The organism is Aerococcus sp. UMB7834 (assembly GCF_030215145.1).
GTDB lineage: Bacteria > Bacillota > Bacilli > Lactobacillales > Aerococcaceae > Aerococcus.
On record NZ_JASOLI010000008.1, the window covers coordinates 55,083 to 78,001 of the forward strand.

Genomic DNA, 22,919 nt, shown 5'->3' on the forward strand with positions numbered 1-22,919 from the left:
TAATAATCTACTATAGATTGAATGATTATATTATAAGAGGGACAGGGGCTAAAGTCAAGAAAACTTGCTCATTTTGCCCTGTCAACTCTTTCTTTGTCAAGACTTAAGCCTTAAAGTCTTAAGCTTATTCGCCACCCTTGCCGAATTTAGCAACGATGTCGTCCCCTACAGATTTAGGTACGGGCTCGTAGTGGTCGAAAGCCATGGTGAAGGTACCGCGACCTTGAGTTGCAGAACGTAAGGTTGTTGCATAACCGAACATTTCTGAAAGTGGTACCATGGAGTGGATTTGGATTGCGTTCCCGCGTGGTTCTTGACCTTCAATCCGGCCACGACGCGCAGAAACGTGTCCCATAACATCCCCTAGGTATTCGTCTGGAACAACCACGTCAACCTTCATCATTGGTTCAAGGATAACAGCCCCAGCTTCTTTAGCTGCATTACGTAATGCAAGAGAAGCGGCAACCTTGAAGGCAGACTCACTGGAGTCGACATCGTGGTAAGAACCATCGTAAAGTTTAGCCTTCACGTCTACTAATGGGAAACCTGCGAGAACACCATTTTCCATAGCGTCTTTCAAGCCAGCTTCAACTGAAGGGATGTATTCACGAGGAACAACCCCACCGACGATAGCGTCTTCGAATTCGAAGCCTGCGCCTTCTTCGTTCGGTGTGAATTCAATCCATACGTCACCGTATTGACCTTTACCACCAGACTGACGAACGAATTTACCTTGGGCTTGGGTTGCCTTAGTGAAGGTTTCACGGTAAGAAACTTGTGGTGCACCTACAGAAGCTTCAACGTTGAATTCACGTTTCAGACGGTCAACGATGATGTCCAAGTGCAACTCACCCATCCCGGCGATGATCGTTTGACCAGTTTCTTGGTCAGTTGTCGCACGGAAGGTAGGGTCTTCTTCAGCTAACTTAGCAAGCGCTAATTGCATCTTGTCTTGGTCAGCCTTAGTATTTGGTTCAATCGCAACTTCGATAACAGGTTCTGGGAATTCCATACGTTCAAGGATAATTGGTGTCTTAGTATCACACAAAGTATCCCCCGTAGTCGTATTCTTCAAACCAACAGCTGCTGCGATATCACCAGAGAAGACTTCATCAACTTCAGAACGCGAGTTAGCGTGCATGAAGAGGATACGACCAACACGTTCACGTGTGTCTGATGTCGCGTTTAGAACGTAAGAACCAGCTTCAAGCGTACCTGAGTACACACGGAAGAAAGTTAGACGACCAACGTAAGGGTCAGTCATGACCTTGAAAGCTAAGGCTGAGAATGGTGCGTCATCATTTGCACGAACTTCGAAGGTATGTTCTGGGTCATTAGCCATTTCTGCTTCGATTGGTGGTACATCAGTTGGTGCTGGTAAGTAGTCAATTACCGCATCCAACATCATTTGAACACCCTTGTTCTTGAAGGCAGACCCACACATTACTGGGAAGAAGTCTAAAGCTAAGGTTGCTTTACGGATAGCAGCCTTCAATTGGTCTTCAGAGATTTCTTCGCCTTCGAGGTAAGCCATCATTAATTCTTCGTCTGTATCAGCGATAGCTTCAACGAGGTCTGTACGCCATTCTTCAGCTTGTTCTTGGTATTCTTCTGGAATTTCAGTTTCTTCAATTTCAGTACCAAGGTCATCTTTGTAGATTTCAGCCTTCATGGTTACCAAGTCAATGATGCCAGTGAAGTTATCTTCAGCACCGATTGGTAATTGGATAGGGTGTGCATTTGCACCTAGGCGGTCTCTAATTGTGCTTACAGCATATAGGAAATCTGCACCTAGCTTATCCATCTTGTTAGCGAAAACGATACGTGGAACATGGTAAGTATCTGCTTGACGCCATACAGTTTCAGTTTGAGGTTCTACCCCTGATTGCGCGTCAAGTACAGTTACCGCACCGTCCAATACGCGTAAAGAACGTTCAACTTCAACTGTGAAGTCCACGTGCCCTGGCGTATCAATGATGTTTACACGGTAACCTTGCCATTGAGCGGTTGTAGCCGCTGAGGTGATGGTAATCCCACGTTCTTGTTCTTGTTCCATCCAGTCCATTTGTGAAGCTCCTTCGTGAGTTTCACCGATTTTATGGATCTTACCAGTATAGTACAAGATACGTTCAGTCGTTGTGGTCTTACCAGCATCGATATGGGCCATGATTCCGATATTTCTTGTTTTCTCAAGAGGGAATTCTCTTTTAGCCATTTATTCTAACTCCTTTTCAATTTAGTCAACAGAGGCTGGCTCTGCTACTTATATTATAACGTTAATCATACTAAAGTGATAGCGTCAGACTTGAAAATCTACCACTTTTTGCATTTCCGTATAAAAATTACGGAGCATTGAGCGAATGCTGATGATATAGCCAATAAATAAAGCAGCCAAGTGGAGAAATGCTCCACTCGCTCCTCTCTTACCAGCGGAAGTGTGCGAAGGCCTTGTTGGCTTCTGCCATGTTGTGGGCAGTTTCGCGTTTACGGACAGCAGCCCCTGTGTTGTTAGCAGCGTCCATAATTTCACGTGCTAAACGAACTTCCATAGTACCTTCACCACGGTCGCGAGCTGCACCAACTAACCAACGTAAAGCTAAAGTTTGTCCACGTTCTGGGCGCACTTCAACTGGAACTTGGTAGTTAGCCCCACCAATACGGCGAGCCTTAACTTCAAGCAATGGTTTGATGTTTTCAAGTGCTTCTTCGAAGACTTCCATTGCTTCGCGACCTGTTTGTTCTTTAATGCTGTCGAATGATTTGTATAAGATAGAAGCTGCTTTACCCCGTTTACCATCGATCATCAAACGGTTGATCAAGCGAGTTACTACTTTTGAATTGTAAATTGGATCTGGTAATACATCACGTTTTGCGATATGTCCTTTACGTGCCATTTAAACTCCTCCTTTCGCCTTTTCTTATTCCTTAGGTTTCTTCGTACCGTATTTAGAACGGCTTTGGCGACGACCATCAACACCAGCAGTGTCGAGTGCGCCACGAACGATGTGGTAACGAACCCCTGGTAAGTCTTTTACCCGGCCCCCACGGATTAGCACAACACTGTGTTCTTGTAGGTTGTGGCCGATACCTGGGATGTAGGCAGTTACTTCGATAAGGTTAGAAAGACGAACACGCGCATACTTACGTAAAGCGGAGTTAGGTTTCTTAGGTGTCATTGTCCCAACACGGGTACAAACCCCACGTTTTTGTGGAGAGTTGTTATGAGTTGGTTTCTTCTTCATTGAGTTATAACCACGTCCTAAAGCAGGAGATTTTGATTTTTCTGTGCTTGATTTACGTGGTTTACGTACTAGCTGATTAATAGTAGGCATTTACTACTGCTCCTCCTTCCCCAATAATTGGGAGATTCTTTTTAAGTCCACACACCCTGGTGTGTCATTTTACTGTAAAAAAGAAATAACCGATCTATGATCGATTAACTTTCCTACTTCTGTGCATTAATGTATGGCAGTCAGCACGACTGTATCACTAATAACAGGAATCTGTATACAAAAAGCACCTTTGATAGAATACCACGTTGCCATTTCATTGTCAAACTTTTTCGCAAATTTTTCTTCTGAACTGAGGGGAGTTTCCATAATGATTGAAAAAAGAGACCGGAAACCATGTCCCAATCTCTCTATTCAAATCAAAAATTTCTTGCCATCTCTTCCAATAGCCCGACCTAATAGTTATTCCAGTGGTCCAGGCCTAACGACTTTTGTCGCACTCTATTAAAACCTGCTCCAAAAGCCAGTCCTGGCTTCCACTTCATAAACGATATCCGAGCCTTTCGCAAGGCTCTCCTATCGTTTATTCCAGAGGAGCCAGGCCTCCCGACTTTTGTCGCACTCTATCTTAATAAAGATTCTTAAAGTAGGTGTCTACAGCGCTACCGATGGCTTTGACCATCTTTTGTTGGTAGGAAGGTGTAGCGACTTTTTGGAGTTCGTTATAGTTATCGATGAAGCCTAGTTCGATTAAGATGGCTGGCACCATGGTTTCACGAACAACAGCAAAGGTGTTTCGTTTTACTCCACGGTTGATGGCCCCTGTGGCATTGATCAAGTTGTCTTGAACCAAACCAGCAATGTAGCGGCTGTTGGTTAGGCGTTGGGCATCATTGTGGTAGTTGCCATTAATGGTGGATGGGTAACCTGTTGTGTACTCATAATAGAAGGTTTCAATCCCACTTTGGGCCCCATTAGCTGACGCATTGTGGTGGATGGACAGGAAGAGATCGGCATTGGATTGGTTGGCATCGGCTGACCGACCAGTGAGTGACACGTACTGATCGCCCGTCCGGCTGAGGATCAATTCATAGCCGCGTTGGCGGAGGTCAGTTGCTAATTGGTTGGTGAAGTTGAGGTTCAGGTTCTTCTCTAGGTAACCATAAGCAGCTGCTCCTGTTTCGGCACCACCGTGTCCGGCATCCAGGTAGATAACCTTGCGCCCATCACGTGAGCGAGCTAGATCCATTGGCTTAGCCACAGCTTCTGGAATCCAAATGCGCTGGCCTGAGTAGAGGTTACTTGGCGAAACATGCTTGTTATAGTTTTGGAGGGTTGCCACACTAATGCCGAAGTCACGAGCAATCGAATTCAAGGTATCCCCGTGTTGGACCGCATAGGCCACATCACGCACTTTAACGCCCTTGGATGTGCTTGGCTTTTGCTTGGTTTGAGGGGCTTGACGGGTCAAGGCTGCAGCATCGATCCAGCCCTTGGTCCCATCGTTGAAGCGAACATGGGCCCAGTCGGCACGGTTGGTAGAAACTTCCTTGTCTACTTGAACAGATTGGCCTTGGTAAGCCTTAGTCTGTTGACGGCTCTTAATGGTTTGGTAACCTGGGATTCCCCATGGCTTCGAGTCCACGGTATGGTTGCCGTTTTTAATATAGGCGGTGTAGTTAACATCCTTCATCGGACTGGTGTAGGCATCTTCTTTACCGATAACGAGGCCTGCTCGGTCGAACCAGCCGCTGGTCCCATCCGCTAAAGTAATGTAGGCCCAGTTGGCACGGTTGGTGGAAACTTCCTTAGTGACCTTAACATACTCGCCTTGGTGGCCTTTCATTTGTTGGCGACTCCTTAAAGTCTTGAAGCCATCAATCCCCCATGGTTTCGAATCGAGGGTATGGTTACCTTGGACGATAGTTGCCGTAAAGTTGACCTGTCTTTCAGCTGTGGTATAGCGGTCGCCTTTTTGCTTAGGCTCTGGGTTAGCCCCTGACTGGATACCAGCCTTGTCGAACCAACCGGCTAAACCATCTGCGAAGTTCACATAGACCCAGTCAGCCCGTGTGGTTGAGACTTCCTTAGTGACCTTCACATCTTGACCTTGGTAAGCCTTCATCTGACCACGGCTGCGTAAGGTTTCATAACCAGGAGCGCCCCATGGTTTGGAGTCTAATGTGTGGTTGCCGTTCTTAATATGGGCAGTGTAATTGACTTCCTTGACTGGGCTAGTATAAGCATCGCCAGAGAAAGTGATCCCCTTACGGTCAATCCAACCGGAAACGGATCCGTCGACCGCTTCAATATGGAGCCAGTCCCCGCGTGTCGTTGAGACAGCTTGGTTAACTTTAACCGCTTTGTTGCGGTAGTTCGGGTATTGTTGGCGGCTTACCAGAGTCTGGTAACCATAAATCCCCCATGGCTTGGAGTCGATGGTGTGGCTCTTACCTGTGATCCGGCCGTAAGCCTTAAGCGATTCGGGTTCCGTCAGGTACTTGTCCCCAGGTAATTTCTTAGATAAGGCATTGCGGTCCACCCAACCGGCTAGGCTATCCTGGAAGGTCACATAGGCCCAGTTTGCCCGTTCAGTTGAAACGAGTTTGCTGACCGTTACGACCTCACCTTGGCGATCATTCAAGTTGGTCTTCAAGGTCTTAAAGCCCGCAGTTCCCCAAGGTAGGCTGTCCAGGGTATGCTTGCCGCTAGCCAGGGTCATAGTCTCGTTAACTTCCTTGACTGGGCTGGTGTAACGCTCACCCTTGCGGAGGGCACGGCGGTCAGTCCAACCTTCCTGGCCATCAGCAAAGGAAACCCGGATCCAATCTGCCCGTTTGGTCGCTGCTTCAGCATCTACCTTAGCGGCTTGGCCATCATAGGATTTGAGATTATTTAAGATGGTTTCGAAGCCTTGGACGCCCCAAGGTTTCGTATCTAAAGTATGCTGGGTGCGAACAATGGTCCCGTCATAAGATACCTTGTGGGGTTCAGTAATATAGGCCTCGCCCTTGTTTGCTTCTTTTTTAGGCTGGTCTTCTTCATTCTTAGTCGTTTCAGAAGTTTGGCCTGGCTTGTCATAAACGACTTCAGGACCTTGGTCCGTATCGCCTGCTTGGTAGGCCGCCTTGGTCTGGTCTTGGCCAGTCACTTCTTCATTGGTTTGGGTATTTGCTTCTACTGGCGCCTTAACTTCTAGGGCTTCGCTTTCCTCTCCAGCAGGCACTTCTTCTGCCTGGACATTTTGCGCGGTCACGATAAAGCTGGCCAGGGCCAGGTGTGAGGCTAAAAATAAATAGGATCTTTTCTTCATACCTTAACTCTCCTAATTCTAAATATTTATTAATTTCACGTATGCTTATTATATCGGATTCGTAAGAAGATGCGGGCGATAAAGCAATTTGTTATCAAATTGTAATCTTTTCTTGACAATGTCATTAAACTTGATCACGCAAAAAATCAGCGTGCCTCTTGTGCAGCTGATTGTTATGATTGAATTAATATTCTATGTTACAATAAGAAAAGAATCTTGTATAGAAAATTGGAATCGAACGCCATTTCTATACGAGATTCTTTTTATTTTAGTAATTATATCTAATTTAATAGAAGAGCAGCGCCTCCAAAGCCAACAACAAAACCTGCTGCAAATGCTACAGCCATGCTATTCCCTCCTTTCTAAATAAAAGATCAACCATTACGAAGCAACAACATAAGTGGCTACTCCAACTGCTACTCCAACAACAAAGGCTCCTACCATATTCCTCACCTCCCTTCGATGTATAGCCATTAAGCTTTCTTACGGTAAAAGAGAATATTGGCAATAAAGAGGCTGATAATCCAAATGACTAAGCCAATGAAACTACTATCAGCTATTTGGACTTGCTTTTGTTCGGACAAGAGCTGGGTTAAGGCAGCCATGAAGGAATATTCATTGATAGATTGTAAAGTTTCATTCATTTGGGAGAACATGGGAACGAGAGTAATCAGGACCATGGCCAAGATGCTATTGATCTGCCCTTGAGACTGGGTGGATGAAAGCCAGGCAATCAGGAAATAGAATAGGATACAGGCTAGGGCAGTGAGGGCACTGATAACGAAGTAGTTAAGCGACATCTCTCTTAAATCGCAACCGTCAATTAAGACGGGATATAAGATAATCGCTAAGAGACTAATTACACTAGGATAAAAGATAGTAGCTAATATATATTCACTACTCTTAACACCAATTAAGCGTAAGGAACGCAAACTGTTTTTCTCTTTTTCTTCACCGATTGTGCTAGTAATCAGAGTTCCGATAGAGAGGCCAAAAGTAAAGGTCAAGCTAATAAAGAGGATTTCACTGCCATTTTCTCCATTATTATTTAACATCCCGTTATAAAGCAGAGAGAATCCGAGGGGCATTAAGAGGAGGACAAGGGTGTTGGGGGTTTTTAGGATTAATTTTGTTCTGAGTTTAATCAGGGATGAAATCGTATTAGTCATATAAAGATTCTCCTGTCACTTGAATAAAGATGTCTTCGAGAGTAGGTTCACATGAATGGATAGCGACGACGTCCTGCTTGGTCAGATTCGGATCATAGTCATGGAAGGCTAATTGTTGACTGCTTTTATCGGCATAAGTTAAACGAACTTGGCGGTCTGTGGTGTGGGCCAGAATAATATCTTCAGGCGCCCCTTCTTCAACAATCTGTCCCTTGTTCAATAAGACTAGGTTGTCGCATAACTTTTCCGCTTCGTCCATATCATGGGTGGTAAAGAAAATACTCGTTCCTTGGTCTTTTAAGCGGGCAAGTAAGCGGTGGACTTTCCTTGAAGTGCTAGGGTCCAAGCCACTAGTGGGCTCATCAAGGAAGAGCAAGTCAGGCTGATTGAGAAGGGCGCGGATGAGCAACATTCTTTTTTTCATCCCTGTCGATAATTTCTCAGCTGGCTTATCGCGGTCTTCATAGAGGTCCAGTTCCTTCAATAGCGAATCAACATAGCTGTAGTCAGCCTTTAAGAGATCCGCATAAGTTCTCAGGTTATCCAATAGGGAAAGCTTCTCATAGTAACCACTGGTGTCACTCATAATGCCAATATTCTTGAAATCATTTGAATTTAACTGGCCGACAGTCTTGCCCAGGATATAGATATCCCCCTGGTCTGGCGCAAGTTGCTTGGTGAGGATATTGATGGTTGTCGTCTTGCCTGACCCGGAAGGCCCTAGGAAACCTAAGATTTCGCCTTTCTTGATAGAAAAACTAATCTGGTCAAGAGCCACCGTATCCTTAAAGCGCTTGGATAGGTTTTTAACACTTATAATGTTGTCTTGTTTTGATGTCATAACTGTCCCTTCTAGAATAATTTCCTTACTTTACCTCTATATCAATAGATTGAACCTTTTACATATATTATAAAGTGAAATATTTCATAATGATTTTATTGGCGTAAATGTTTAGATATACGTAAAAACTGTAAAAATCTATTAACGCAAGTAGTATTTATTAAAACAAAAAACTATTCGAATAACGACCAATACTTCGTTAATCGAATAGCTCATGAAAATATTTCATTTAAATAATCAGACTTTGCTAGTTTACAGCATCCAGCACCTGTTTCATACGCCTAAAAGACATCTCACATATTGATCCATTTGACAATTTTAGAAGTCGTTTTGATTTATCTATCGCTAATATATGACTTCTATTAACTATAAAGGACTCATGACACCTTATAAAATCAGGATCAGCCTTTTCAACTTCCTTCATAGACATTCTAAATTCAATTTGCCCTTTATTATGGGTCATAATGACACGGTGAGTATCAGACGTTTGAAAATAAATAATATCATTAACGTTAAATATGCGGACACTATCTTCACAGCGAACGGTAAAGACGCGATAATCTAGAGGATTAGTTAGATACCGCTTATTAACTAAATCAAGTATTTGCCTAATTTGACCAGCACAAGAATCTGGGCCATCCTTTATGATATAGCCAAGCGCTTCCACCGCATGTTTAAAGGTAGCTAAGACTAATTCATCATGACTTGTTACAAAAACAACAGGACTAAGCACATCAAATGAACGTATGCTTGCAGCAAGTTGGATACCCCCTATCGTATGATTACCCAAATCAATATCTAAGAAATAGAGATTATTACCTGTTGCTTTTCTTTTGACATGGTTTAGTAAGCTAATCGGATCATCCGAAGCGAGTTCAACCTTCATATCTAAAGCATTGATCATTACATAATTTTCAATACAAGTCTTAATATTTTTTAGTTCCTGTTTATTATCTTCACAGATAAAGATACTAATCATCGCTGCGCTCCTTTCTTATGATCAAATGTTGGACAAATTGATAATCAATTATTTCAGTCTGTAAATTGACATTAGAATAGCGCTCAACAAGTTTTTCTATATTAAACAAACCAAATCCTCGGTGTTTAGACTTTGTGGAGAAACCTTTTTCCTTTAATTGCGAAAGATGAGGAATTGTCTCTTTGCAAGGATTTTTAACAATCACATGGAGCGAAGAACCTAGCTCGAAGATAGCGATTGTTAATATGCCATCCTCTAGACTTTCTAATTCTTCAATAGCGTTATCTAATAAATTACCTAATAATCGAATAAAATCAATCGTTTCCATATGTAATTGCGAAATTTCTGCTTTTATCTCCAGATTGAAAGAGATCTTCCTCTCATGAAGGTGAACTAATTTATTCACCAAAAGTCCCTTTATTGCGGGAATTTTAAGATAGCTAAGCGGAGTCAAATCAGAGTCATATGGTAAATGAGGGATCGATACCGTTCTTAATTCATTAAAGAAGAATTCTTTGAGCTCTTGAGAGTTATCACCATGAATATACCCCTCTAAAGAAGCCAAAATATTTGCATAATCATGCTTAAAAGAATTCAAATTTGTATAGTCTTGCTCAAGCTGAAGAGTATATTTTTTTAAGTGATCAATCTCCTTTTCTTTTTGATTTAATTCATGGTTATTTTGTCCATAATTTGAATAAACAAATAAAAAGGAAATAGTTATTAATCCGTAAATCATTAACAAGAGTAAATGGGATTGACTCAAGAAAGAAGAATTGTCTAAGGATACTCCCATAAGCATAGAACTATAACCCGTAATTAAGATAAAAATTCCTAAATAGAGTGCTATTTTTTTTTGCTTTCTTTTCTTAATTCGAATAAGAAGGCAGTGAAAAAGGCCAATTAAGATTAGATAGACTATTGAAAAAACAATTAGATGATTTTGTATTGTTTGACTAAGGTAGGGGTCCTTAATGAAATACAAGTTAGTCATGTATTCACTTAGGCCAAGAAGTATAAAGGCATATGTGACCGAAAAAATACTTTTTGGCCAACTGTCTCCAGCTAAATAGCCAACAGTCGCCCAAATAAACATTAAAATAAACACGGTGTATATGGAGCCGATATGATATAAAAAAATTGCTGCAATAATAACTGCGAGACCATAAATTGATCGTTGGACACTTAGTTTATTTTGACTAATGACCAAAATAGCAAAGAAGGTAACTAGTTGTTGGCATAATATAAAGATATAATAACCTCCTTACTTTATTATAGTCATATTATATAGAACGGATTTTCATTTGTCTACAGTAAGATATTCATTCATTTTTCTTATGGAATAAGTGAAAAAACTTTGAAAGACCTGCTCTCCCACATCATCTCATCCAAGCAAAAAGACCAGCCGCGCAAGAGGCGTGCTGGTCTTTTTCTTTACTATCAATTATTTATTCCGCATGGTTGGGAAGAGCAAGACGTCGCGGATGGATGAGGCATTGGTCATGATCATTACCATCCGGTCGATCCCGATACCCAGTCCCCCTGTTGGTGGCATCCCGCTTTCAAGAGCTTCGATAAAGTCTTCATCATAAGGATGGGCTTCATCGTTGCCCGCTTCCTTCTCAGCCGCTTGGGCAGCGAAGCGTTCGCGCTGGTCGATTGGATCGGTTAACTCAGTAAAGGCATTCCCAGCTTCAGCTCCTGCGATGAAGGCTTCGAAGCGGTCGGTGAAGCGCGGATCCTCTTCATTGGTCCGAGCCAATGGGGAGATAGCCTTCGGATGGCCGTAGACAAAGGTTGGTTGGATCAAGCTATCTTCAACAAAGTGTTCGAAGAATTCATTGATGACGTGGCCCACCGTGTGATTATCTTCCACGGGAACCCCATGCTCTTTGGCCAGGTCGCGGGCTTCTTGGTCGGACATTTCTTGCCAGAAGTCCACCCCGCAAGCTTCCTTAATAGCATCTACCATGTGGATGCGGGCCCATTTACCCCCGAATTCTAATTCGTGGTCGCCATAAGTTACCTTGGTGGTCCCCAGAACTTCTTGAGCTACATGTTGGTAGAGACCTTCGACTAAGTCCATCACGCCAGCCATGTCACTGAAGGCGGTATAGACTTCCAAGAGGGTAAATTCTGGGTTGTGGGTATGGTCGATCCCTTCATTTCGGAAGACCCGGCCCACTTCATAGACCTTCTCAAAGCCCCCTACGACCAAGCGTTTGAGGTGAAGTTCTAGCGCAATACGGAGGTAGAGGTCAATATCTAAGGCATTGTGGTGAGTGATGAAGGGACGTGCACTCGCTCCCCCGGCTAAGTTATGGAGGGTTGGTGTTTCTACTTCCAGGTAGCCTTGGTCATCTAGGAAGCGGCGAACTTCACGCACAATCTTAGACCGTTTGACAAAGCGGTCCATGCTTTCAGGATTGGTAATTAAATCCAGGTGGCGTTGACGGTAGATCTGTTCCTTGTCTTGTAAGCCATGGTACTTGTCCGGCAGGGGACGGAGGGCCTTGGTCAGGTGGATCAATTCCTTGGCTTGGACGGATAATTCCCCAGTATTGGTCCGCATCAATTTTCCGCGGATGCCTAGGATATCCCCCAGGTCAGATTTCTTCCAAATCGTATTGTAGGCTTCTTCACCAATTTCGTCTTTACGGACATAGATTTGGATTTGGCCGCTCATGTCTTGGACATGGCCGAAGCCAACTTTCCCTTTACCGCGCTTGGTCATCAAACGCCCGGCAATGGCCACATCTAAATCTTTCTCAGCAAGTTCTTCCTTGTCGAAGCTCTCATAGCCGTCGTGCAATTCACCCGCTGTGTTTTCCCGTTGATAGCCTGAAGCAAAGGGGTTAATCCCATGCTCTCTTAATTCATCAACTTTATCACGGCGAACCTGCAATTGATCAGTGCTTGATTCTGCTGTTTGGTTGACATTTTCCTTGGTCAAACTTCTCACTCCCATACTTTTATCGCTAATTCTATTATCTCCTACTATCTTGCCAATTTCTAGTCGAAATTGCAAGGTCTATTTGGACCTAACGCCCTTCTTTTGCTTCGCGTTCTAAGACTTGTTCTTGGAACTGGCTGAGCAGACCCACAACTTCATCGTAAGTATCCGCTTGGGTACAGGCCAGTTTCACCTTGGAGGCCCGGGAAATCCCTTTGAGATAGTAGCTCACCAGACCACGGAATTCTTTGACACCGATGACTTCTCCCTTGAGGTCAACTAGGCGTCGCAAGTGGTCCAGGGCCTCGTCAATCCGTTCAGATCCCTTCTTCTCTGGCAGGAGTTCGCCGGTCTCTAGGTAGTGGACCATGCGTTGGATGATGAAAGGATCGCCCAGGCAGGCCCGACCGACCATGACGCCATCGACGCCATAATTATCTAGGGCCGCCTTGGCTTCTTCAGGGGTCCGGATATCGCCATTGCCGTAGAAGGGTACGGTCAATTCCTGGGCCACTTCAGCAATGATATCCCAGTCAGCATGGCCCCGGTACATCTGCTCGCGGGTTCGTCCATGCATGGCAATCATAGAGACGCCTGCTTCCTGGGCGGCTCGGGCATTCTCCTTGGCTAGGATATGGTCGGCGTCCCAGCCTGTCCGCATCTTGACTGAAACAGGCAGGTCGACCGCATCCACGACCGCTTTAACCCGGCCATGGACTTCTTCTGGATCCAAGAGGCAGCGGGCCCCTGCATCGGTCTTCACAACCTTATTGACGGGGCAACCCATGTTGATGTCGATGATCGCTGCCTTGGTATTATCTTGGACGAAGCGGGCGGCTTCAGCCAGAGACTCTTCAGACCCACCGAAGATCTGAACAGAGAGCGGCCATTCGCTCTCTTCAATATGGAGCATGGACAGGGTCTTCTTATTGCGGTAGTGGATCCCTTGGTCGGAGATCATCTCACAGACCACTAAGCCTGCCCCCATCTCCTTAACCATTACCCGGAAAGCCGCATTGGAGATGCCAGCCATGGGAGCAACGGCGATAGGATTGGCAATATCAATATTTCCTATTTTTATCATTCAGTCACCTTTTTCCTTGATTCGTTCTTTCGTACAAAGAAGCCGGGATGCCCCAGCTTCTACTTGTTTTTATTTTTATAGGGCGTCATAGCTAGCAGTCACGCTAACCACCACTTGCCGGTCCTGGCCTAAACGCTCAGCCAGGGCGATTGCTCCGGCAACGGCGGCCCCACTCCCAGAGTCTACGATCAGACCCTCGTTAATGGCTAAAGCACGCTGGCAGTGTAAAGCCTTCGTCTCATCCACTACAATAGCCTGGTCGAAGCAAGCCCGGTCCAGGCTGGTTGGGATGAAACCGTAGCCGATGCCTGATAAGTGGTGGTGTCCGGCACTTTCTCCTGAAAGGACAGCAGCTTGGGCTGGCTCCACGGCGTAGATGCCGACCTCTTCCTTCTGTTCACGGAGAGCCTGGGCGACTCCAGTCAGGGTGCCACCTGTTCCAACTCCCGCCACAAAGGCATCCGGCACCCGGCCCAGGGATTCAATAATCTCAGGGCCTGTCGTTACTGCATGGATGCTTGGATTTGCTAGGTCAGAGAAGGGATCTAGGAAGGGCAGGTCATGGGCCAGGGCATAGGTCCTAGCTGCCTCGATCTGTTCCGTAAAAGTCAGCTGGTCATCCAGCATTTCTAAGTGGGCACCTAAGTCTTGGATTTTTTCCGTCACTGCTGGCTGCCAAGCCTGGCTGCGAAAGATGACCGCATCGAAGCCCCGGATGGCAGCTAGGCTAGCCAGGCTGAGACCAAAATAACCGTCGTCGATACCAACGAAGGCGCGTTTCTCATCGAAGGCCCCTTCTGCTTCTTTGACCTCCAGCATGTTCAAGGCTGCCCGGTCGCGCCCACTACCTGTCAAATTACGGTTTTCGAGTTTGACATAGACATCTGCTGCACGGTAGGGGGTTGACCGTTGCAATTTCACCAGGGGAGTCCCTGTAATCAGTTGACTTAAATCGCTCTCTACAGCTGGCATGCTTTCCTCCACTTCTAGGCACTTGCCTGTGCCGCAATCTCTCTCAATTCCTCTGCTGTAAATTGATAGGTCTTATTGCAGAAATGGCAGACAGTTTCTGCCCCACCATCTTCTTCAATAATCGTTTCTAATTCTTGGCTTCCGATAGCAGCTAGGCCTTGTGCGAAACGTTCCTTGGAACAGTCACACTTAAAGCTGACTTCTTCCTGACTCAAGATCTTGACCTGGTCTTGACCCAGCAAGCGATAAATCATCTCTTCTGGCGTCAAGCCCTGGCTGAGCAAGTCTGTCACTTGGGGCATGTCAGCGATACTTGCCTCAAGCTGATCAATAACTTCTTCGGAGCAACCTGGCAAGACTTGGATCACCCAACCACCCGCACAAGCAATCGACTCATCTGGGTTCACAAGAACGCCCAGTCCAACAGCAGAAGGCACCTGTTCAGAAACGGTTAAATAATAGGTGAAGTCTTCTGCAATCTCACCTGATACCAGGGGCACTTGACCCTGGAAGGGCTCCTTCAAACCGAGGTCCTTGATAACTGAGAAAGTCCCTTCTGTTCCAACGGCCCCGCGGACATCAATCTTGCCTTGGGCATTGGAATCCAGGCTGACATGGGGCTGGTCAATATAACCCTTAACATGGCCTTGGCCATCTGCAGACACAACAATCTTACCCGCTGGTCCATTCCCAGCGATTTGTACCGTCATCTTGGCATCGTCTTTAATATCCGCAGCTAGGAGAAGGGTTCCTGCAAGGGTTCGTCCCAGAGCTGCACTAGAAGCGCTCCAAGAATCGTGTTTTTCTTGAGCGCTAGCAACCACCTGACTAGCATCTACTGCACGTACACGGATCTGCCCGTCGAAGGCTGTGGCTTTAACTAATTGATCTGTCACTTCTTCACGTCCTTTTTTATCTTTTCTTACAGATTACGTTGTTTTCTTGGCCTTGCCAAATAATTTGCTTCAAAAGTGGAACAAATGCTCCCCAATACGATTTAATTATATAAATAAATTAAAAAGCAGAAAAGCAGGGTGCCGAAGCGCTCCCTGCTTAATCTTCAAGCCAGTGATGAGCCTTAGTCCTCATCCTTTTCGTCCTGCCGGCGTTGAGCAATTTCTTCTTGTATATGTTCATTTCGCCGACCAGATTCTTGGTCCTCTGAATCAGATTCAGAAGCGTCTAGACCTTGGCGTTCTTCTAACTGTTCTTTAGATTCTTCCTGTTTCTTCTGACCCTCACGCTGCATCTTCTCTTTGACTTCATCATAAGTCTTAGGGCGGGCTTCTTCTTCGACTTCTGTTACAGTTTCAGCCGGCATTTCACCCGTTTCAAAGAGACTCTTGATGGTGCGGGCATCCAAGGTTTCAAGTTCCAAGAGTTTTTCAGCGATAATCGTCACTTGTTCACGGTGGTCGCTGAGAATTTGTTTAGCTTCAGCCAAGCAGTCTTCCATCAATTGGAGGAGCTCTTGGTCAATCTTGGCTGCCGTTTGAGCAGAATAGGTCTTCTCACCATAACTTTGGGCCCCACGCATGCTGTGGTTCCCTTCATAAGAGATAGGGCCCAAGCTTTGGCTCATCCCATATTCGGTGATCATACTGCGTCCTAGTGAGGTGGCTTGTTCAAAGTCGTTGGAAGCCCCAGAGGTTTGGGTATTGAAGAAGACTTCTTCAGCTGCCCGACCCCCGAGTAAACCAACAATCTGTTCGCGCAGATCCTTAGCATTGTACATGTTCTGGTCTTCGCGTGGCAGCATAATAGCATAACCCCCAGCCTTGCCCCGGGGAACGATGGTCACCTTATGGACAATTCGGGCTTCATTGAGGACCAGACCGCAGACGGTGTGGCCCGCTTCGTGGAAGGCCGTCACCCGTCTTTCTTTCTCGTTCACTTGACGGTCTGGCTTAGCTGGCCCAGCAATCACCCGGTCTTGGGCTTCATCCACATCCACCATATCAATGGCCGCCTTGTCCAAGCGGGCTGCTAAGAGTGCCGCTTCATTCAGGACATTCTCAAGTTCTGCCCCAGTAAAGCCTGGCGTCTGACGAGCCAAAACCTTAAGATCCACATCAGGCCCTAACTTCTTATTGCGGGCATGGACCTTGAGGATGGCTTCCCGGCCTTTGACGTCAGGGCGACCAACTAAGATTTGACGATCAAAACGACCTGGACGCAGCAAGGCTGGGTCGAGTACATCGGAACGGTTGGTTGCCGCAATGACGATCACATTATCTTGCTCAGTAAAACCATCTAATTCAACCAGCAATTGGTTGAGGGTTTGTTCCCGTTCATCGTGGCCGCCGCCCATACCGGAACCCCGCTTGCGCCCGACCGCATCAATTTCATCGATGAAGATAATAGCCGGTGAATTCTTCTTGGCGGTATCGAAGAGGTCGCGGACCCGGCTGGCACCGACCCCAACAAACATCTCAACGAATTCAGACCCTGAAATCGAGTAGAAAGGCACCTGGGCTTCTCCGGCGACTGCCTTAGCCAGCAAGGTCTTCCCAGTTCCTGGAGGGCCTTCGAGGAGGACGCCTTTTGGAATCCGTGCCCCTAATTGGTGGTACTTGCGAGGGTCCTTGAGGAATTCAACCACTTCAACAAGTTCTTGCTTTTCCTCATCGGCTCCAGCTACATCGGCAAAGCGTACCTTAGACTGTTGGGATTGGTCCTTGGCGTTGGACTTGCCCATAGACATAGGGTTACCCCGGCCACCGCCTTGGGCACGCTGGGTCATAAAGTACATAAAGCCAATAAAGATAACTAATGGCAGGGCGCTGAAGAGGAGGTTAACCCAGACCCCGGAGCTATCTTCCTTGAGGGCCTTGAGCGAGGTATCGGTCTCTTCAGCTGTCTGGCTAATCTTAGCTAAGGTGTCATTGTTGGGGAGGACACGCGTGAAGAACTTCTTAGCCTGGCCTGTTTTAGCATTATTAAAAATAGGCAAGTTGTTTTCACTCTGGCTCTCTTGCTTGTCCCGCGAGGCCCGATAGTCCCCAGTTATCTGATAGGCTCCAGCTTGCGGTTGAATGGCGATATTTTGCAGATTTTCATCCGATAATTCCTGCATAAATTCCGTTTGCGTGATTTCTTCGGTTGATCCATCATCTCCACCACCTGCAATATAATTGACCAAGCCAATTAGGGCGAAGAAGATAATAATCCAAAGAAGACCACTTGTCAGAAAACTCTTATTTGGTCCTTTTCTCTGCATGTAGTTTCTCCTATCTGCTTAATTTTGATCTGATAGTTATGCTGATTAACTGTAAACCTCAGCCTTAAGGATACCTATATAGGGTAAGGCGCGGTACGTCTCATTATAGTCGAGGCCATAGCCGACTACGAATTCATCTGGAACATCACGGCCAGTATAGTCGCAAGTCATGTCCACCACCCGGCGCTCAGGCTTGTTCAGCAAGGCGCAGACCTTAACGGAGGCTGCCTTGCGGTGGGCCATCAGTTCACAGACCTTCTTGAGGGTGCGTCCTGTATCGATAATATCTTCGACAATTAAGATGTGACGCCCTTCAACGCTTTGGTCTAGGTCTTTGAGTATCTTAACCTGACCGGAGGATTCCGTCCCTGAGCCGTAGCTGGAAACAGACATAAAGTCCATCTCTAAAGGACAGTCCATACGGCGTACCAGGTCCGTCATAAATACGACAGAACCCTTGAGGATACCAATTACAAGGGGATTCTTGCCCCGGTAGTCCTCAGTTAGTTCTTGCCCTAAGCGATCAACTGTCTCGGCAATTTCTTCCTGAGACAGCAGCACTTCTTGGATATCATCATTAGGATGTGTCATAGCTTTAATAATCCTCCACACGCTTTCTATTCTAACAAAATAATTACAGAATCAGCAAATATTCTGAACTCCTTCATTCTATCATAACTTTAATAATTTAAAACCAATTGCCGCTTAATTATATAAAATTTAATGCTTATTTTTCAAGAAACAAATGGAAGGGGCTGTTCTCGTGCCGTTCCAGGTAGAGAAAATCGCCATCTAAGAAGATGGCTAGGATATGTTGGTCGGCTAAAGCGACCAACCAGGCCCGATCGCGGTCCGCTTGAGGAAGTTTTTGATCAATAAACCAGCGCCGAATTTTCTTATGCTGGCCTTGACTCAAAAGCAGATAATCTCCAGCCTGACGGTGGCGCACTTGGAGCGAGTCAGGGCTAGCTGATCGAGGGAGGAAGCCGTAGCCGTAATTTTGTACTTTTAGACTGATTTGACTTCCATCTTCCAAAGTTAAAGACTGGCCGATCTTTAGCGGATAAGTCAGGCTGGGACTAGGACTGGGCTTTTCTTGGCCAGCAGGGTAGATGTAAGCTCGGCGGTAGACCTTAGCTAATTGGTAGCCAGCAGGTAAGCTCCACAGGCCCTGAGCCTTGCCTTCTAATAAAAAGTCCAGCAACTTCTCTAGGCCCTGGCGCGGGAAAGTAGCCAAGGCTTCCACCCGACTTCCTTGAAAAGCGTACTGCAAGGCCAAGAGACGATGGTTCCTAGGCAAGTGCTCAAGCTGGTCGATAGCTAACTGCCAGTGGTCCTCTGCCCCTGTCATGAGGCCCCTTGTCTTCGCTTCTAGGGCCTCTTCCATCAATTGCCAACCCGCTCCCAGGTCCTTAGCAAAAGTAGCTAGCTGGTCCTGGACATTAGGATTGAGCTCCTCTAAGGCGGGCAAATAGTCTAAGCGCAGGCGGTTTCTCAGAGCCGCTCGCTCTTGGTTAGACGCGTCTTCCGCATAAGGAATCCCCTCTTCCTGGGCGATGGCATAGAGATCTGCCTTAGGAACATCCAAGAAGGGGCGGAGGACTTGAGCCTTAGGATAGCTATATAGCACGCTGACTGGCCGCATTCCTGCTAGGGCTTGGAGCTGACTGCCTTGGATGAGCCGCATGAGTACCGTCTCCGCCTGGTCATTCATATGGTGGGCAGTCATCAAATAGGACCAGCCCTTTTGCTCCAAAATTTGGCCAAAATTGGCATAGCGAAAGTGCCGGGCCGCCTCTTCATAAGAAGCTTGACCAAAATCTGGATGGGCCCAGATGCGAACATAGATTGGAATATCCCGGTCCTGGCAGTAGGTCACTAGCGCTTCCTGCTCAGCATCTGACTCAGGACGCAAGCGGTGGTTAATATGAGCCACCGCAAATTTCAATCCCCTTGTTTTTCCTAAATACTCAACCACCCGCAGCAAAACCATGGAGTCCACCCCATAAGAAACAGCTAGCAACAAGGGCACGCCCTCTTCAAAGACTTCCGCCGCCTCCCGTCTAAAAAACGCTTCCACTCGCTCAACCAATTCTTTAAATAACATCACAACCTCCTGCTTTAACGACGAAAAAAGAGGCTTGAAATTACTTCCTAGGCCTCTTCTCCATCACTTGCTAGCTGCGACGACCCCCACGGCCACCGCGCTTGCCTTCTGTATTCTTCTTCAGTGATGCTAAGCGGTCATCACTGTCTTTCAAGAAATTACTCATCATGGTATCGAAATCCGAACTCCGCGAACTTTGTTGCCGCTTAAAATTAGGGGCGGGTTTGGACCGGCGTGGCTTGTTGTCACGCGCTGCCTTAGGGGCTTTTGCTGGGGCAGAATCTTCCGCCTTCCGCATTGACAAGGCAATCTTACCTGATTGATCAATATTGGTAACGAGGACTTTCACCTCATCCCCTACACTTAAAAAGTCATTAATATTTTTGACATATTCATTTGAAATTTCAGAAATATGTACTAATCCGCTCTTACCGTCTCCAAGGTCAACAAAGGCACCAAAATTTGTAATGCCTGTGACCTTGCCAGTCAGTTTGCTTCCGATTTCAATTGCCATGAACTAATTTCTTTCTCCCTTCAGCTCTTACTTATTGTTTTTGATTTTGTGCATTCTCTTGTTCCTTAAGATAGGCTTTATTGAAGGCTTTAGCTTGCTTGGAATCATTATCTTCAGGCAGGCTAAAGATAATCTCATCGTCCTTGCTTAAGTAGAAGCGGCTGCGGGCTAGCTTAGCCACATAGTCTTCATTCTCAAGCAGGGTCTCCTGGTCCTTCAAGTAAGCCAGATTATTTTCCTCACTGAGCAAGGCAGCCTCCGCTGCCTTCTTTTCTTCCTTAACCGAAGCAGTCGCTTGCTGGGTGCGCCGGATCTGGAAGAGACTCGTCAAGCAAATCACTCCCATAATCACTAAGAGCCCCCGCACTAACCACTGGCGGGCAGACTGTTTAGAATGATGGGGACGTTTCTTTGAGGAGCTTTTTGCATAGAGGGGGGTTACTTTTTTATTTCGTTTCTTAGGCCGCACACTGACACCTACCTTCATCACCTAGGATTAAAAGCCGCCTAAATTCCCAGCTCTTATCTATCAGCATATATTATAGCACAACTTCCATCTGATAGCTTATTAATACAGTATACCCATCTTAAGCCAGAAAGTATAGCGCCATTTTTATTATTTTTTAATAAAATTCGGGTAGGTCGCGCGACTTGAAGTCTTCTTCCAGAATCGTATACATGGAGGTCGCATCTGCTTTGCGGGTTGATTCTTTGAGGTCGTCGACACGGATTTTCAGCGTCTTATTACCAAACTCAATGGTAAGTTCATCCCCAATCTTGAGTTTGGTCCCCGACTTAGCTGGATTCCCATTCACTTGGATCCGCCCCTTGTCGGCAATGTCCTTAGCAACCGTCCGCCGTTTAATCACCCGGGAGACTTTGAGAAACTTATCTAAACGCATAAGAGCACTCCTTTACTGTGTTTTTCTTACTTTTATCCATTTTAACAGAGCCCGACCTAGAGGCAAGCTTAAAAGCTCCTCTTCACTGAGAACGGCCACTTGGTGCATGTAAACCGCTGTTAGAAGAAGGCCCAGTCCCATGCCTAGGAAGACAGCTAGGCTATCCAAGAAACGGCTAGCCCCGAAGACCGCTTCAAAGCTGGTCAGGGCGAAATAATTGATGCTAAGCATGAGCAAGCAGAGAGGCAGGGTCCTTAACAGCAAATCAGCAAGTCCTAGCTTGCACCGAATCTTGGCCTTTAAGAGGCTATAGAGCAAGGTCAGCATGGCAGCTAGGGCCAGTAAGCTCGCCCAGACGGCTCCTTGACTGCCCGCCCAACTTACTAGGAGGGAGTTGACCACCATCTTGAGCGTAATACCTAGGATAAAGCTAAAGGCAACATAGAGGCTCCTCCCCTGGGCCTGGTAGATATTGGCTAAACCCGTCACCAGGCTGGCAAAGATAATCATCAGGACATATTGGGCCAGAACCAGAGACCCTTCCCGGTCGCTAAAGAGCAGGTGGTTAAGCTGGGGCATGATGCTCACCAAGCCCGCCGTCACTAAAAGACTAACGAAAGTGGTCAGGCGGAGGTAGAGACGGCTATTCTGGATAAAGGCAGATTCTTGCCGACGGATATAGGATCGGGTCAGGGCCGGTAAATAGGAACTGGAGAAAGCAACAGCAAGGACCATGCCCAGTTGAACGAGGGGCTGGCCTCGATCATAGACCCCCTTAGCCAACTTGGCGCTTAAATCTGACCAACCGCTCCCTATTAAGGCCTCATAGAGGGTGAATGAATCCACCAATTGGAAGAAGACCAAGAGCGAAGCGAAGCAGCACAAGAGCAGGCCTTCGCTGAGAAATTCCTTAATGAGATATGACCAGCGCAGATGGTAGGGCGTCTTTTCCGCCTGTTGCTGGGGCTTGGGCCAAGTAATAAAACGCCGCAAGCTCCGGCTCTGAGCCAAGGCCCAAACTAGGACAAGGCTAGCAGCCAGGGCCGCAAGCCAAGCCCCCTGCATGGTCTGGGCTCCCATTTGGTAATAATTTCTTCCTCCAGCACTCAGGTTGACAAAATGGAAGGCGGCTAAGAGGATCACCCCTACCCGGACTACTTGTTCAATGATCTGGGAGAGGGCGACAGGCAGCATCACTTGGTAGGCTTGGAAACTCCCCCGCAAGATCATCAGCACCGGCATAAAGAGGAACATAAAACTAACCGAGCGGATGACCGGTGTCAAGAAGGAGTCCCCCATGGCCTGGGCCAAGATTCCAGCTCCAAAATAAGTCAGGATAAAACATAGGCCAGCAAAAACCAGCATCATCAAACTGTAACGTTGGACAAAGAGACGCCGCTGACTCAGCTTGGCTTGGAAGGCAATCTGCCGGCCAATAAAATTAGGCAAACCGGACAGGCTAAAGGTCATGCCTATCCCATAGATGGGATAGACTTGCTGGTAAACATAGAAGCCCTCGTCGCCCACAATATTTTGGAAGGGTACCCGGTAGACCGCACTCAAAATCTTGGCAATGATACCGGCTAGGGTCAAGAGGAAGGCTCCTTTAGCAATATTTTTCCTTGGGTCTTTCAT

Annotated in this window: 19 protein-coding genes; all 19 read right to left on the reverse strand. The window is 46.5% G+C overall.

What is annotated here, in order from left to right; translation table 11 throughout:
* Nucleotides 1–124: 124 nt before the first annotated feature.
* Nucleotides 125–2,215, reverse strand: a complete 2,091-nt coding sequence (fusA, locus tag QP339_RS07650) for an elongation factor G (RefSeq protein ID WP_070618524.1) — start codon at nt 2,213–2,215, stop codon at nt 125–127.
* Nucleotides 2,216–2,423: 208 nt separating this feature from the next.
* Nucleotides 2,424–2,894 (reverse strand): 30S ribosomal protein S7, encoded by a 471-nt coding sequence (rpsG, locus tag QP339_RS07655; RefSeq protein ID WP_070430141.1) that lies wholly within the window; start codon nt 2,892–2,894, stop codon nt 2,424–2,426.
* Between the two features lie 24 nt (nt 2,895–2,918).
* The gene (rpsL, locus tag QP339_RS07660) at nt 2,919–3,332 is read right to left on the reverse strand and encodes a 30S ribosomal protein S12 (RefSeq protein ID WP_067973086.1); all 414 of its coding nucleotides are present in this window, start codon (nt 3,330–3,332) and stop codon (nt 2,919–2,921) included.
* 526 nt (nt 3,333–3,858) lie between these two features.
* Nucleotides 3,859–6,543 carry a GW dipeptide domain-containing protein gene (locus QP339_RS07665; protein ID WP_284911023.1) on the reverse strand — a complete coding sequence of 895 codons (2,685 nt, stop codon included), beginning with the start codon at nt 6,541–6,543 and terminating at the stop codon, nt 3,859–3,861.
* A gap of 473 nt (nt 6,544–7,016) precedes the next feature.
* Nucleotides 7,017–7,712 (reverse strand): ABC transporter permease, encoded by a 696-nt coding sequence (locus tag QP339_RS07670; RefSeq protein WP_284911024.1) that lies wholly within the window; start codon nt 7,710–7,712, stop codon nt 7,017–7,019.
* Nucleotides 7,705–8,553 carry an ABC transporter ATP-binding protein gene (locus tag QP339_RS07675; protein WP_284911025.1) on the reverse strand — a complete coding sequence of 283 codons (849 nt, stop codon included), beginning with the start codon at nt 8,551–8,553 and terminating at the stop codon, nt 7,705–7,707. The genes QP339_RS07670 and QP339_RS07675 overlap by 8 nt, the downstream gene beginning before the upstream one ends.
* Before the next feature lie 247 nt (nt 8,554–8,800).
* Nucleotides 8,801–9,532: a LytR/AlgR family response regulator transcription factor gene (locus tag QP339_RS07680; protein WP_284911026.1), complete on the reverse strand. Its 732-nt coding sequence runs from the start codon at nt 9,530–9,532 to the stop codon at nt 8,801–8,803.
* The gene (locus tag QP339_RS07685; RefSeq protein ID WP_284911027.1) at nt 9,525–10,526 is read right to left on the reverse strand and encodes a sensor histidine kinase; all 1,002 of its coding nucleotides are present in this window, start codon (nt 10,524–10,526) and stop codon (nt 9,525–9,527) included. Before QP339_RS07685 ends, QP339_RS07680 begins: the two co-directional genes overlap by 8 nt.
* 450 nt (nt 10,527–10,976) lie before the next feature.
* Entirely contained in the window at nt 10,977–12,485 is a 1,509-nt protein-coding gene (lysS, locus tag QP339_RS07690) for a lysine--tRNA ligase (RefSeq protein WP_284911028.1), read from the reverse strand.
* An 88-nt stretch (nt 12,486–12,573) separates the two neighbouring features.
* On the reverse strand, nt 12,574–13,569 hold the full coding sequence (gene dusB, locus QP339_RS07695) for a tRNA dihydrouridine synthase DusB (RefSeq protein ID WP_070618508.1): 996 nt from the start codon (nt 13,567–13,569) through the stop codon (nt 12,574–12,576).
* A 75-nt stretch (nt 13,570–13,644) separates the two neighbouring features.
* The gene (locus tag QP339_RS07700) at nt 13,645–14,541 is read right to left on the reverse strand and encodes a pyridoxal-phosphate dependent enzyme (RefSeq protein WP_284911029.1); all 897 of its coding nucleotides are present in this window, start codon (nt 14,539–14,541) and stop codon (nt 13,645–13,647) included.
* 14 nt (nt 14,542–14,555) lie between these two features.
* Complete coding sequence (hslO, locus tag QP339_RS07705; RefSeq protein ID WP_070618502.1) at nt 14,556–15,437, reverse strand: Hsp33 family molecular chaperone HslO; 882 nt, start codon at nt 15,435–15,437, stop codon at nt 14,556–14,558.
* 182 nt (nt 15,438–15,619) lie between these two features.
* Complete coding sequence (gene ftsH / locus QP339_RS07710) at nt 15,620–17,761, reverse strand: ATP-dependent zinc metalloprotease FtsH (RefSeq protein WP_284911030.1); 2,142 nt, start codon at nt 17,759–17,761, stop codon at nt 15,620–15,622.
* 45 nt (nt 17,762–17,806) lie between these two features.
* Complete coding sequence (gene hpt / locus QP339_RS07715) at nt 17,807–18,352, reverse strand: hypoxanthine phosphoribosyltransferase (RefSeq protein WP_070618498.1); 546 nt, start codon at nt 18,350–18,352, stop codon at nt 17,807–17,809.
* Between the two features lie 136 nt (nt 18,353–18,488).
* A complete protein-coding gene (gene tilS, locus QP339_RS07720; RefSeq protein ID WP_284911031.1) occupies nt 18,489–19,868 on the reverse strand; it encodes a tRNA lysidine(34) synthetase TilS in 1,380 nt (459 codons plus the stop codon).
* 70 nt (nt 19,869–19,938) lie between these two features.
* A complete protein-coding gene (locus QP339_RS07725; protein WP_067973116.1) occupies nt 19,939–20,382 on the reverse strand; it encodes a S1 domain-containing RNA-binding protein in 444 nt (147 codons plus the stop codon).
* A gap of 31 nt (nt 20,383–20,413) precedes the next feature.
* On the reverse strand, nt 20,414–20,869 hold the full coding sequence (locus tag QP339_RS07730; RefSeq protein WP_284911051.1) for an FtsB family cell division protein: 456 nt from the start codon (nt 20,867–20,869) through the stop codon (nt 20,414–20,416).
* 136 nt (nt 20,870–21,005) lie between these two features.
* Nucleotides 21,006–21,284 carry an RNA-binding S4 domain-containing protein gene (locus QP339_RS07735; RefSeq protein ID WP_070618492.1) on the reverse strand — a complete coding sequence of 93 codons (279 nt, stop codon included), beginning with the start codon at nt 21,282–21,284 and terminating at the stop codon, nt 21,006–21,008.
* Between the two features lie 12 nt (nt 21,285–21,296).
* Nucleotides 21,297–22,919: a polysaccharide biosynthesis protein gene (locus tag QP339_RS07740; protein WP_284911032.1), complete on the reverse strand. Its 1,623-nt coding sequence runs from the start codon at nt 22,917–22,919 to the stop codon at nt 21,297–21,299.

Bases quoted from the DNA above. Each gene is read 5' to 3' on its own strand.
- QP339_RS07670 (WP_284911024.1), bottom strand. From the start codon at position 7,712: ATGACTAATACGATTTCATCCCTGATTAAACTCAGAACAAAATTAATC.
- QP339_RS07735 (WP_070618492.1), bottom strand. From the start codon at position 21,284: ATGCGTTTAGATAAGTTTCTCAAAGTCTCCCGGGTGATTAAACGGCGG.
- QP339_RS07665 (WP_284911023.1), bottom strand. From the start codon at position 6,543: ATGAAGAAAAGATCCTATTTATTTTTAGCCTCACACCTGGCCCTGGCC.
- ftsH (WP_284911030.1), bottom strand. From the start codon at position 17,761: ATGCAGAGAAAAGGACCAAATAAGAGTTTTCTGACAAGTGGTCTTCTT.
- dusB (WP_070618508.1), bottom strand. From the start codon at position 13,569: ATGATAAAAATAGGAAATATTGATATTGCCAATCCTATCGCCGTTGCT.
- hpt (WP_070618498.1), bottom strand. From the start codon at position 18,352: ATGACACATCCTAATGATGATATCCAAGAAGTGCTGCTGTCTCAGGAA.
- QP339_RS07685 (WP_284911027.1), bottom strand. From the start codon at position 10,526: ATGACTAACTTGTATTTCATTAAGGACCCCTACCTTAGTCAAACAATA.
- QP339_RS07730 (WP_284911051.1), bottom strand. From the start codon at position 20,869: ATGAAGGTAGGTGTCAGTGTGCGGCCTAAGAAACGAAATAAAAAAGTA.
- QP339_RS07725 (WP_067973116.1), bottom strand. From the start codon at position 20,382: ATGGCAATTGAAATCGGAAGCAAACTGACTGGCAAGGTCACAGGCATT.
- fusA (WP_070618524.1), bottom strand. From the start codon at position 2,215: ATGGCTAAAAGAGAATTCCCTCTTGAGAAAACAAGAAATATCGGAATC.
- rpsG (WP_070430141.1), bottom strand. From the start codon at position 2,894: ATGGCACGTAAAGGACATATCGCAAAACGTGATGTATTACCAGATCCA.
- QP339_RS07740 (WP_284911032.1), bottom strand. From the start codon at position 22,919: ATGAAAGACCCAAGGAAAAATATTGCTAAAGGAGCCTTCCTCTTGACC.
- QP339_RS07680 (WP_284911026.1), bottom strand. From the start codon at position 9,532: ATGATTAGTATCTTTATCTGTGAAGATAATAAACAGGAACTAAAAAAT.
- QP339_RS07700 (WP_284911029.1), bottom strand. From the start codon at position 14,541: ATGCCAGCTGTAGAGAGCGATTTAAGTCAACTGATTACAGGGACTCCC.
- rpsL (WP_067973086.1), bottom strand. From the start codon at position 3,332: ATGCCTACTATTAATCAGCTAGTACGTAAACCACGTAAATCAAGCACA.
- QP339_RS07675 (WP_284911025.1), bottom strand. From the start codon at position 8,553: ATGACATCAAAACAAGACAACATTATAAGTGTTAAAAACCTATCCAAG.
- tilS (WP_284911031.1), bottom strand. From the start codon at position 19,868: ATGTTATTTAAAGAATTGGTTGAGCGAGTGGAAGCGTTTTTTAGACGG.